This is a genomic window from Massilia sp. Masssp93 (genome assembly GCF_059491295.1).
Map to the genome: position 1 here is coordinate 6,178,453 of NZ_CP168502.1, position 12,153 is coordinate 6,190,605.

The 12,153-nt window shown below is 52.6% G+C and carries 7 protein-coding genes; 1 reads left to right on the plus strand and 6 read right to left on the minus strand.

Annotated elements, in window-relative coordinates; all coding sequences use genetic code 11:
• The first annotated feature begins 2 nt into the window (after window positions 1–2).
• Window positions 3–3,122 carry a type I restriction endonuclease subunit R gene (locus ACEN9Q_RS25780; RefSeq protein WP_495626520.1) on the plus strand — a complete coding sequence of 1,040 codons (3,120 nt, stop codon included), beginning with the start codon at window positions 3–5 and terminating at the stop codon, window positions 3,120–3,122.
• 455 nt (window positions 3,123–3,577) lie between these two features.
• Here ACEN9Q_RS25780 and ACEN9Q_RS25785 read toward each other — a convergent pair whose 3' ends face one another.
• The 6 genes from ACEN9Q_RS25785 to ACEN9Q_RS25810 form a co-directional block, all read right to left on the minus strand.
• Window positions 3,578–3,982, minus strand: coding sequence for a hypothetical protein (locus tag ACEN9Q_RS25785; protein ID WP_495626521.1), 405 nt, complete (start codon window positions 3,980–3,982; stop codon window positions 3,578–3,580).
• A gap of 181 nt (window positions 3,983–4,163) precedes the next feature.
• Window positions 4,164–6,242, minus strand: a complete 2,079-nt coding sequence (locus ACEN9Q_RS25790; protein WP_495626522.1) for a TnsB C-terminal domain-containing protein — start codon at window positions 6,240–6,242, stop codon at window positions 4,164–4,166.
• A gap of 182 nt (window positions 6,243–6,424) precedes the next feature.
• Window positions 6,425–7,366, minus strand: coding sequence for a PDDEXK family nuclease (locus ACEN9Q_RS25795; protein ID WP_495626523.1), 942 nt, complete (start codon window positions 7,364–7,366; stop codon window positions 6,425–6,427).
• Window positions 7,336–8,967, minus strand: a complete 1,632-nt coding sequence (locus ACEN9Q_RS25800; protein ID WP_495626524.1) for a TniQ family protein — start codon at window positions 8,965–8,967, stop codon at window positions 7,336–7,338. Before ACEN9Q_RS25800 ends, ACEN9Q_RS25795 begins: the two co-directional genes overlap by 31 nt.
• An 8-nt stretch (window positions 8,968–8,975) precedes the next feature.
• A complete protein-coding gene (locus tag ACEN9Q_RS25805; protein WP_495626525.1) occupies window positions 8,976–10,736 on the minus strand; it encodes a TnsD family Tn7-like transposition protein in 1,761 nt (586 codons plus the stop codon).
• Complete coding sequence (locus tag ACEN9Q_RS25810; RefSeq protein ID WP_495626526.1) at window positions 10,733–12,094, minus strand: hypothetical protein; 1,362 nt, start codon at window positions 12,092–12,094, stop codon at window positions 10,733–10,735. Before ACEN9Q_RS25810 ends, ACEN9Q_RS25805 begins: the two co-directional genes overlap by 4 nt.
• Window positions 12,095–12,153: the final 59 nt, after the last annotated feature.

The window sequence follows — 12,153 nt, forward strand, 5'->3', positions numbered from 1 at the left end:
GCATGAGCCAGAACCTGCACCAGGAACACCACTTCGAAACCGAAATCTGCACACACTTGGCAGCTAACGGCTGGCTGTACGCCGATGGCGACGCTACCCGGTTCGACCGCGCCAGCGGCCTGTTCCTGCCCGACCTGCTGGCCTGGGTGGAGACGACGCAGCCCGAGAACTGGAAGCGCCTGACCAAAACCCACGGCACCACCTTGCCCCAAGTGCTGGCCGAGCGCGTGCGCAAGAACATGAACGAACGCGGCACCCTCGACGTACTGCGCCGGGGCGTAGAAATGTTGGGACTCAAGGAGCCGCTGGAATTGGCCCAGTTCAAACCAGCGCTGGCCATCAATCCGGCCATCCAGGCGAAGTACGCTGCCAATCGGCTACGCGTGGTGCGTCAAGTCTGCCACTCGCCCAACAATCCCAAGGACGAGCTGGACCTCGTGCTGTTCCTCAACGGTATCGCCGTAGCTACGGTGGAGCTGAAAAGTAACTTCACGCAGAGCGTACACGACGCCGTCGACCAGTACCGCTTCGACCGTCTTCCGCAGCCCAAAGGCGGCATGCTAGAACCACTTCTGAGCTTCCCAGGAGGTGCGTTAGTGCACTTCGCGGTGAGCCAGAGCGAGGTAATGATGTCCACGCGCCTAGCGGGGCCCGCAACTACCTTCCTTCCCTTCAATCGGGGCAACGCCGGCGGCGCCGGCAACGCATCGAACCCAGACGGCTTCACCACGGCCTACTTGTGGGAAGAAGTTTGGGCGATTGATAGCTGGCTGGACATCCTACACCGCTATCTCATCTGCAAACGCAACAACAAGAAACAGCCGCAGGCCGTCATCTTCCCGCGGTATCACCAACTCGACGCGACTCGCGCTTTGGTGGCCGATGTACTGGACAAGGGGCCCGGAGAGCGCTACCTAATTCAGCACTCGGCCGGTTCAGGCAAGACTAACTCAATTGCCTGGACGGCGCACTTCCTGGCCGACCTCCACGACACCCACCACAACAAGCTCTTCGACAGCGTGTTGGTGGTCAGCGACCGCACGGTTCTGGACGCGCAGTTGCAAGAGGCCATCTTCGACTTCGAACGTATCCACGGCGTGGTGGCCAGCATCACCAACGAGCACGGCAGCAAGAGCGCCCAGCTCGGCCAAGCGCTCAAGGACGGCAAGAAAATCATTGTTTGCACAATCCAGACGTTCCCGTTCGCCTTGCAGGCGGTGCAGGAGCTGGCTTCCACCGAAGGCAAGCGCTTCGCAGTGATTGCCGACGAGGCACACAGCTCGCAAACTGGAGAAGCTGCGGCCAAGCTCAAGCAACTGCTTTCGGCACAGGAATGGGCTGACTTGCAGGACGGCGGCGAGGTAGACACTGAGGCGCTGCTCGCTGCGCAAATGGAGGCCCGCGCCGGGGTGAAGGGTCTGACTTACATTGCCTTCACTGCGACGCCAAAAGCCAAGACGCTGGAGCTGTTCGGTCGCAAGGGCCCTGACGGGCTGCCACAGCCTTTCCACGTCTACTCGATGCGCCAGGCCATCGAGGAAGGCTTCATCCTTGACGTACTGCAGAACTATACGAGTTACAAGCTCGCCTTCAGACTGGCTCACGATGGACAGGAGTGGGACGACAAGGAGGTCGAGCGCAGCACGGCAATGAAGGGGTTGATGCAGTGGGTTCGGCTCCACCCCTACAACATTGCGAGCAAGGTGCAAATCGTTGTAGAGCATTATCGCGAGAACGTGCAACCGCTGCTGGAAGGTAAGGCCAAGGCGATGGTCGTGGTCGGCAGCCGCAAGGAGGCCGTACGCTGGCAGAAAGCCATCCGCGCCTATATCGGAAGGCAGAACTACCCGCTCGGCGTGCTGGTCGCTTTCTCGGGCGAGGTGAACGACACGGACAGCTTCCCCGAGGCCGTAACCGAGACCAGTGAGGCTTTGAACCCCGGACTGCGTGGCCGGGACATCCGCGAAGTGTTCAAAGACGACAACTACCACCTGCTGCTGGTGGCCAACAAGTTCCAGACCGGCTTCGACCAACCGCTGCTGTGTGGGATGTACGTAGATAAAATGCTCGGCGGCATCCAGGCCGTGCAGACGCTCTCGCGCCTGAACCGTTCCTATCCCGGCAAGGACACGACCTATGTGCTCGACTTCGTCAACGAGCCGGTGGACATCCTCAAAGCCTTCAAGACCTACTACGAGACCGCGGAGATGGAAGCGGTCACTGACCCGCACTTGGTCTACGACCTGCGTGCCAAGCTGGACGCTACCGGCTTTTACGACGACTACGAAGTGGACCGCGTCGCCAAGGTCGACCTGGCCCCGAACGGCACACAGAAACAGCTCGACGCTGCCATCGCCCCCGTGGCAGACCGGCTTCTCAAGCGCTACAAGGCCGCGCAGCAGGACAAGCTGGTGGCCGAGGAGAAGCAAGACGACAAAGCCGCGCGCGCCGCGAAGGACCAACTGGAAGCGCTGCTGCTGTTCAAGAACGACATGGGCGCCTACGTGCGGCTCTACGCGTTCCTGAGCCAGATTTTCGATTACGGCAATACCGATATCGAGAAGCGCTTCCTGTTCTACAAGCGCCTAATCCCGCTGCTGGACTTCGGCCGAGAACGCGACACGGTGGACCTCAGCAAGGTAGTGTTGACCCATCACACGCTGAAAAGCCGGGGCAAGCAGCCGCTGGGGTTGAGCGCGGACGGCACGTACAAGCTGCCGCCAATGGACGCGATAGGGAGCGGCAGCGTGCAGGAAAAGCAGCAGGCTTACCTGGTCGAAATCATCGAGAAAGTGAACGGCCTGTTCGAGGGAGAACTTACCGATGATGACCAGCTCGTCTACGTCAATGGCGTACTCAAGGGCAAACTGCTCGAGAATGAAACTCTGATGCTCCAGGCCGTCAGCAACACTAAGGAGCAGTTTGCCAATTCGCCGGACCTCAAGGATGCACTATTGCACGCCATCATGGATGCGCTCGACGCCCACCAGACCATGAGCACCCAGGCATTGGGCTCGGAACGTGTGCGCGAAGGTCTGCGCGACATCCTGCTTGGGCCAGCGCAACTGTATGAATCCTTGCGAAGCAAGTCTATGCCTGCAGCAACTGGGGCTGCGAACTGAGGCAGGGCAGGGCAGGGCAGGGCAGGCCTGCACGGCGCAAGCGCGAAGAAGAAGAACTCTTCCAACGTGTCGTAGTCCAGCATGGCGGTCGCAAAGACCAGCTGAACGCCCATCGCCTGAGCGAGCAGCCACTCCACACGTTAATCCGGATAGCCCGAAAATCCGAAATAGGTCGCTGCGAAACCCGAACCATCTGAGATGCAACGAAGAAAGGATGATGGTCCGTCGGGCTTAGAGAAATCTGTCGGCGAGCAGGAGAAGAGCAACAAGAATGCCAACGAGCGGGACATACGTCCCCAGGACGTGGACAACTTTACTGCGACCTTCTGGCGTCTCGATGTAGCGAAGTAATTTTCTCACGAAAGCCTCTTTAGGTATATTCTCGCCTTAAGTATTTTCCGCGCAGTTTTCAATTTAAAATTCTCGAATCACTTCTTTCTGACTCAAGAAATATTTCATGGCTGTGCCGTATCAGGTACAGGCCAATTGAGAATTTGAGCAGCACGCCGGATGATGTAACGGGCCTCCGCTTCGGAAGTCCATTTTGTAGCTATGAGCCTCGGCAAGTACTGGCCAAGTATCGCGGGCTCGGACATGTGCATGCGCTTTCCCCGCTTCGACTCTAAAGCCTTTGCCGCAAGTTTATTTGCTAAGTCTTCGCAAGCATCCCACCGCAAGTAGAGTTCTGGAGGTGTACAGCCCGGTGCGTAAAATCGTCCTTCATATTGCACAAGTAGCAGCTTGGGATGAAAGCCACTAACTGCTCCATGAACATCAGGACGAGGGAAATCCGTTGGAACTTTGGAATAGTCTGGGGAACTGTCATCTCCCGACTTCGGGCTTTTATCCACATTGTCCATGCATCCTCCTTTACGCTAAGGTAGTCCGCATCACGCCAAGGCTCAAGAGACGAAAATAGAATATTTGACGAAAATCAAAGACTAACTTTACAGTTGCTATAGAAAATAGCGAAAATCGAATAATACACATGCACTGCGGTCAATTCATGTTTCCTAATCGCAGTACCAACCGGGCACGAAATTACCAATCGGGGTCCTCAGACATATTGTTTCGATTAGGCTTTCGATAACCGACCAAGCCTACCTCAACGGTAACGTTGTCCCTTTTATCAGATTTCTTGGTAGACGTTTTGGAATCAGGTACTAGAAGTTCCCGATTTTCTCTAAAATCTTCGCCGACGATTTCTGAGTTGCCTTTACCTCGGTTCGCAAACTTTTCGCCTTTGATGACGCGATTTTTTGGAAGTCCGTCAACCTCTCTGATTGCTTTCTCTTTTGCAATCGGCAGCATCGCTTTCTTTGCCTGTTCGGCTCTTTGGATACGCAAAAGAGCGTTACTCTGCTTATTAACAAAATTATGTAGCCAACTAGGAGAATCTTTATATTGCTCTTTACACCTTTCCATCATTTCAAGAAATACAAACGAACCGTCTTGTCTTTCCCATGCTAATATTTTATCGGTCTCCGCAAATTTATACACTGTTATCGATGGCTCCTGCTTTTTCTTGCTAGGTCCGCTGTTCCATTGCTCATAATACTGAGTCAGCTCGTCGGACTTATAACTTGCCTTGCCTATTGTCACAGCGCCGTTTGTCGCGGTTAGCTCGTGCCTTTCCAAGAGATTTTTGTAGATAGCGCCCGGTGGCCAGTCATATGTCGCGTCGCCGCGTCTTTGATTCCTATTCCAGAGGAAAATCGCCTTTGGATTGGGTTTTACCTTCGCCTTTATCATATCAGCAGTGAGTAAATGGCTCACGGGTGTATAAAGGTTGTAATCACTAATCGCACAAAGCAACAACTGCACAAATTTTTTGTACTCGATTTTGGCGCACGCCGCTGCGTTCTCTTTTTTATCTTGGTCTCGAATGGAACTTGTGCGTTCATACGCCCCAGGCAACTTAGCCAACTTCTTTTGCAAAATTCCATTTACATTTTCCACAACTCCCTTACCTTTAGCATCTCGAGGCCTAGTCATCAATCCGTCCACGCGAATTTCTTCTGTAACGGCCTTCGTAACTGCTAACGAAATACCCGGACCGCGGTCAAACATCGCCTGCTCACAGACGCCGTAAACAAAACCAGTAAGATGCGAGACGTCATAGCGCAGCAATCTTGATTCCTTCGAAGTGAACGCATTGAACAGGCAATGTTTGTACGCGTAGCCGCTCTCCTTGCCTAACCAATCATACCAACCAACAATAGCGCGACTCCTCCTATCGACTGCGAGTAAAACATTAGGCTTTCCAGCCGGCATGGCGCCGTAAACCACCTCGAAGTTAAATTCCATTCCATCGAAGTCATATATATCAATGACTCGATTCGTCAGGTCTTCTGAATGACCTCTTAAGGCCGCGTATTTGTTCCCCCACTCTAGTTCGCCGACTCTCGCCCGCTTCATATCAAATTCTTTAACAATTTTTGCCCCATACCTAAGAAAGAGCGCGCGTTCAGGCAGCTTCTCGGGGGCAATGGCGTAAGAAGTAATTTGGCCGTCTGCACCTCGGTTGAACGCTCGCAGACGAAGTAACAACACTTCGTAAGCTTCGGAAACGTTCTTGTTACCACCGACATACGCTTCCCAAAGTACCTCTTTCCAACGTCGATAATAGTTGGGCGTCATGTTCCGTCCGGTGAACTTGGTATTTGAATCCAAGACCACATTGTCGTTTGGCCTGCCCATCTTCACTTTTGTAATATTGAAACGTTCAACCCCCGGTGCTCCTTTAAAAGGGTTCAAAGACATCAAGGCATACTTATACTGCCCATAGTAGAAGTAACGAGTAAGCAAGGAACGAATTCTCGGCTCCTTAACTTCAGCAAGTTTCGCCGCTTCTTTGATGTAGTGGGCCCGTACTCGGCTATCGGTGATTAATAAATCGCCCGCCTCGGCAACTACCCAGGCAATCTTGTTCCATTTCGAAGCGATGTCGTTGCGCGCATCGGAATCCGGCTCGGCATTAAGCATCCATTTTGGGCAAACTATTTCCTCGATTTCCTGAATGACTGTTCCAAAAAGCCCAAAGTTTTTTCGTAGCTCCCAACGCTCGTAGGGCAGAGAGTTCTTCGGCGCCTTTCCTACTTGAACTTGCATAACATACATATATCTATCATCCGAAAGGAGATGTCTCCAGTATGTTACGTATCCGCCGCGTCCAGTACGCTAAATTAACGCGGACCGACGAAACCCTAGAATTGGAACTGGTTCCTCTTGCATTTTAAATCACTATCATGGTTGACAACTATCCGGGTATATGTGGTCGCCACGTATTCCATTACGGCAGTCTACGGGAGCAGAACTAAGGGTTCTGTAACGTGCAAGGGAAATCGATGGTCAAGCCACAAATATCCGAGAAACACGGCAATTCCGAATAGGCGATACGATTCGTCACGGCTGAAGCCAAGACGTCTCCCCATCATTGGTAGGACTCTGTCGAGCGGTCCTTGGCTTTTTGTCTTCTTAATGGCAACGGCGAGGTCCAATGCGGCCCCCATGTAAAATTCGATGTCAGCCCATAAAAACCAAGACTTCAAGAGCAAGTAATTTTTATACTCCACATCGGAAACTGTGAATTCATCCATGACCTCGTGAGTACTACCCCAACTCCGGATTGCTGTTGCTTCTCGTTGATGTCGCGCTATAGTTTTTTCCTTGGAAATGAAAGCCCTAGGTTTTGCCGAGACACCGTGGTACACCAGATGAGGAACCCCAGGTATTGATAACGTCAACATGAAATCAATCGTCATCACCTTCGTTTTAGGAAAGGGTTGACCTGCAAAGTAGTAACGTTCGTATTCGTCGCGGTTCCAAGATGGGTATTGGGTTCTGCATTCCAAAACGAACGGACACATATCAAAATACGCTTGTAACCTGGCCTCTAGCAGCGAGTGGCAGGCATGCATACGCCCCGTTTTTATGCTGTACCAATTGCCTGAAATACCGGTCTTACCTTCTCTAGCTTTCTTCCATGACTCGAAGCCGCGGCCCATCGTGATGCCACGCGGGTCTTTCGCAGGCAAACGAATCGGCCAGTCAAGTGTTGGCCTACCGTTCAGTTGACGCAGACAAAATGACGGCCGCTCCAGTGAAGGAGAAGATGAGGTGCAGGCTTCTGATGGCGAACTTTCGCATTTAGTGGGTTTTAATCTGCGGCGTGTCGGCCTTTGCTTAATAAATGGCAGAGGCCCCCCATCAGTCAGGATTCTAACAGTTGTCGTTTTAGCCATTTCCGTACCTTTTCCTTGAGTTTCTTTATTTGATTAAATGACAAATGAGAGAGGTCGAGGTTCCTTTGAAACGGGGCGTTTGATGACGTATCAAAAGCCTGTTTTAAGAGCGCTTGGACCTGTCGAAGTCTCCAATCCTCAAGTGACTCGGTGCACTCGGCTAAGGCCAACTTTGTGCTCGGGAGTTGTTCGAAATGCTTCTTCGCTACGGCCTGGAGTGAATGCCCCTCCAGTAACCGACGATGAGTTACTCGAAAGGGTGATGACGAGCACATCAGTAATTCGTGGCGGATACGAATGTGTGTTGCCAAAAGGTGGTCTCGACGAGCCTGTAAACTTTTGCGACTTGCTGACGATGTTAGGAAAGAAGGAGAACATGGGAGAGTCTTATCAAGCCACTCTTTGTCAAAGCGGCAGAAGAAAGCATAAGCTTCCCTTGCACCAAGGGACTTCAACTGATATCTCTTAAGATTTGGCGTTTTAATTTTCATACTTAACAACAAGCTGCGGAATTTGCATCGCAGCTCCTGAAGTTCTTCTTCTGTCTTTAAATGCCAGTGTCTGTAACGGTCAGGTCTTTGCCGTCTCCGTATCACTTGAACGACATTCTTATGAAAGTGCAAGTCTGGCAAGGTAGCTGTATTGCTCGAGAGCGAATCCGCCAAGTCTTCCATTCCATCAAACAGAGCGGAAATTAGGAGCAAATTTTGTATAGGGTTTCTCGGCAGACGAACACCCGCGAGACACTGACGGAAGAGAGTTTTTACGCCAGTAGAGAGTTGGTAAGTATGCAATGTTTTTCTTCCGACTTTCTTTTCAATTAAGTTTATAATTCGAATAACGCCTCCAGGCCCACCATGCCCGAGTAGCTTTGCACGTCGGGAGATTGCCAACAATAATTCGGCATTCTTCACCGTGCTTAATACTTCTCCGGTCAGTATCTGGCGAACCGTTTTGGCTATTTCTACTTCAACCCTGCGCTCCATTTCGGTAGCCAATGGACGTACTTGTTGTAGCTCCTGACCGCAGAGACATTTCAAGCGGGGTAGCCATGCTTCCCTTGAATGTCGGAAGCCAGATTTGCACTGGTTGCAATAGGAGAGCAGGGGTTCGAAATGAAAAGGACAAAGTGCAAGTCCCGGAACGAAGTGTGCGGTTCGCCAACGCCCTATCCCTTGCCTAGTGTCGTCTGCCACGCATTGTGCGCAAATTGCCAGCGCCCAACGACCTGATAAGCCCATCGAAGAAAATCCACAGGTTGCCGCGATTCCTGGTACTGGGTTTGCTAAAAAATGCCCCCGTAGAGACGCAACGACATCTTCTGGCAAGAAGGGACGAAGCAAAGGGAATACTGTATGGCCTTCGAGCAAAGCTTCGGCGGAAGGAACGGATGAACTATACAACTGTGCCAATTGTTGTAGACCTGATGGGAAAAGCCAAGATAGGCGATGTCCTGGTTTGTTTTGGTACCTTAATGTCATGTCGATACCGCCTTGGGCAGCGAACGGAGATATCCTAGCGATATAGCCACTGATAAGCTCTCCGGTCAAAATCTTCGGTTTAGCGATGAAATATTGTGCTAGCGATGAATCTGAGGACATCTTCCTTCTTAATCTCCTGCAGGTACTTCGAAAGATTCTCGGTTGTTAATCAGAGAGGCAACCGAACAAGGTCGGAGTCCGGCTCGCCGGGCTACGCGCCAAACCGTAGCGTGAACTGCATCGTGGTCGATTGCGGCGACCCACTGCATACGACGTGCAACAAAAGACGAATGGGTTTCAGTTGCGGTGCCGAGCTGTTGAACACCTTGCGACGATATGAGCTTGCATAGCTGGTAATCGGATAAGCCACTCATCGTCTGAAGTCGATACGCACTTCGCCTAATGGGCGCGGATTCTGCACGCCCACATTTCTCCGAGGCGTCAGCCACGGCCCCGGCCGCTACCGCTAACAAAACTGCATGGGGCTCCCGGCTGCGCTGCCGTTCCGTCGTTTGCCGGTGCGGTGAGTGCGCATGAAGCCACGTCCTGTCATGCCTGTAGAGATATGCCCAGTCTGCGGCAACCTTACGACGAAGGTGCGTTACTGTGGAATCGGGATGGTTCTCGAGTGTTGTGAGCCAGTTCTCACGTGCCGCCCCCAGTCTTTCCTCTGACTGCAATCCGCGTGCCGAGGCTCTAGATTCATTAGCGCTCGGCAATAGTCTATAGACGGTAGACAACGAGACCTTGAATACGGCAGCAACCTCTGACACCGGGCGGCCGGTCTCTAAGGAGTTAATAATTCGTTGTTTGTCCGACTCAGATATGCTTTTGGGACGTTCTTTGTAAGAAATGCCAAATTTACGAGCAAGTCGAAGAGAAGTATTGATGCTGATACCTAGCGTTACCGATGCCTGTCGCATCGACGGTGCGGAACTCAGTACAGAGAGTTCGTGCTCAGCGCCCACTCTTACCTTCGGTTGTCCTGCCCTGACTGTGCGTTGGGGCGTCACATTCGTATTTTCCGCCACGTCAGCGAGCCACTTGAACAGCACGCACCAGACTGGATGAACATTGCGGTCGGGCCGTAGTACAGCCCGAAGTGCCGCGGCAGCGTACTGCGGTTCTGAACATAGCAGACGAAGTCGTTCATCCCTGAAAGCCTTATCGAACCTCTTGTGGAAGGCGAGTAAAAGTGCGGCCATTGCACATCGGCCCCCCTCAGAAATCCACCGCGCCTCAGTCAATTGACGAGTAAGCAGGTCTCGCCGGTAACACGACCTCTCCCAGGAAAGGCATATAGCATTTGCGGTACGAAGCGAAAATTCGGCTATGTCCTCTGGATTACCACATTCACTGGCACGACACCTGTTACCGTAGTATTTAGACATTCCTTTCTTCGCCTGGAGCGCTGTCCCGTGCCACGGGCAAACCCCAAGGAACGGCGCAGCGTGCTGGCGATAAGTAAAAGCAAAGCCGTGGCTGCGGAGATTCTGCTCATCACAGTGGATGCAATGCAGGCACTCCTGCTCACTGCAGCTGAAGAATAGGGGGAGGCGTGAAGGCCTAAGCGGACCGCGTGAATCTTTGATAACCCGATTTCGGAACGCGGAAATTAGCTCGGCCGCGACCCCGCAGGCGTAAAAGTCGTACAACGTGTGTTCATGGATGACTCGGCTCACGTCTCCATATGCGTTGCAAAATGTTTGGCAGAACCGAGCTACCGAACATGGAATGGTATCCAGCGATGGACGATTCCGGTTAAGAAGACGGACACATTCCGCACGTAATGTGCCTCCGTAATTACATCCGCCAACTCTCTCCAACAGGCTATTGATAGTCTCATCTGTTGGGAAAGGCGGCACTAGTAGAAAGCGCTCGCTCATCATCGCCGGCTCCCACCACGATATTTCAGCTTGAGCAGCCTCTCGAATTCCGCACTGTACGTGTCACTGAAAACTTCGTAAGGAAGGTAGTCCCCGTAAGCCCTTAAATCGTCGGGGGCCACGTCGTCTCTGCTTTTCTGAACTTGAGCCATGAGCGTCAATGGCTCCTTGAAAAGACGCAGTTTTGCGTCGAGAACGTTCAGCAAGTCTCCCTTCGTAGCTCGCTCAACCAGCATTGGGTCGTAAACGAATTCTTGGTGAAGTCCGGCATACCCCTCGGTCAGAATACGCATATTGCCGCGCGACACGTCCCACAAGAGCTCAGGAAGAAACTGGGGCATCGAAATGCGCGGGTCAAGATATCCCAGCTTCCAGAACGATGAGCAAATTTCCTCCCAACCACTTCCGGGGGGCTCCAAGTCCCAGTACTCTTGGCCCGTAGAGCCTAAGTGAGCCTGCTTGCTACCTCCTCGAGCAATCACTTGCAATGCCGGGTAGGTGCAGGTTAGAAGGGTAGGTATCCCCGTGCGCTCCTTAAACGTAGAGATAAAATCCAGGATTTCGCGGTACTCGGCTCTTATTGAGCGAAGACAAAACCCGTCTATTACAAGCAATCCCAAGCTAAGAACAATGCAAGTAGCGATGGCTGCATTCGTTCCGTTGGTGCCGACAATATTGGAGAAGATGCCATCGTTCGCGCGTGCGATGCCGAGCTCACCTATCAGTGCGTGTCGAAGGTTGGAGAGCAGTCCAGCTAACGTCCCGCAGTCCGGCCATCGAAGAATGAGAACCGGTAAGAAGCTGAACTGACCTTTACCTGTCTGAATCATGCAGGGCTCATTGCCGATGAGAACGCGCAGCCGCTGCAAAAATGCAGTTTTGCCCGAGCCAGAGGGTCCGGCAAGAATGAAGCCAGAACCGGTCATGCTGCCTAGGAATTCAGGAGCCGACCTCAGCTTTCCTCCGCGTAACACATTCGACTGCTCATAAACGAATTCCACGTACCGCACATCTTCTGGATTTCGTAGCGCAAGCGAAGCATGTACTTGGGCTAGCACGCGTTGGCCGAATCGAACTGCATAGCTAGTCGGCCAGTAAGCTGTCGCGATATTTGCAAGCCCGGCTATTTTTTGACCGACTGATGCTGACTCCGGATACCGCAGTTCGGGAACACCTCGGTTTTTTAAGATTGTCCGAGTCTCCTTCTCGGAGAGAACTGGGCGTAGTCTAGCTAACAAGGGATTATCGACAAGAACCGAGTTCGACAGCTGGGCAGTAACACGTTCTTGTTGCGGCACGTTGTTGAGGGAATGCCGGTGTTCGGTGACCGCCAGCGTCTCCGAGAGGTCAACTGAGCTCAACGCCACCTCCTACCAGGCTTAGCTTTACACAGGGGCCAAGACCAGCCTTTGATGGCGAA

Coding starts and splice junctions, on each gene's coding strand:
- ACEN9Q_RS25780 (WP_495626520.1), top strand. CDS start 3: ATGAGCCAGAACCTGCACCAGGAACACCACTTCGAAACCGAAATCTGC.
- ACEN9Q_RS25785 (WP_495626521.1), bottom strand. CDS start 3,982: ATGGACAATGTGGATAAAAGCCCGAAGTCGGGAGATGACAGTTCCCCA.
- ACEN9Q_RS25790 (WP_495626522.1), bottom strand. CDS start 6,242: ATGTATGTTATGCAAGTTCAAGTAGGAAAGGCGCCGAAGAACTCTCTG.
- ACEN9Q_RS25795 (WP_495626523.1), bottom strand. CDS start 7,366: ATGGCTAAAACGACAACTGTTAGAATCCTGACTGATGGGGGGCCTCTG.
- ACEN9Q_RS25800 (WP_495626524.1), bottom strand. CDS start 8,967: ATGTCCTCAGATTCATCGCTAGCACAATATTTCATCGCTAAACCGAAG.
- ACEN9Q_RS25805 (WP_495626525.1), bottom strand. CDS start 10,736: ATGATGAGCGAGCGCTTTCTACTAGTGCCGCCTTTCCCAACAGATGAG.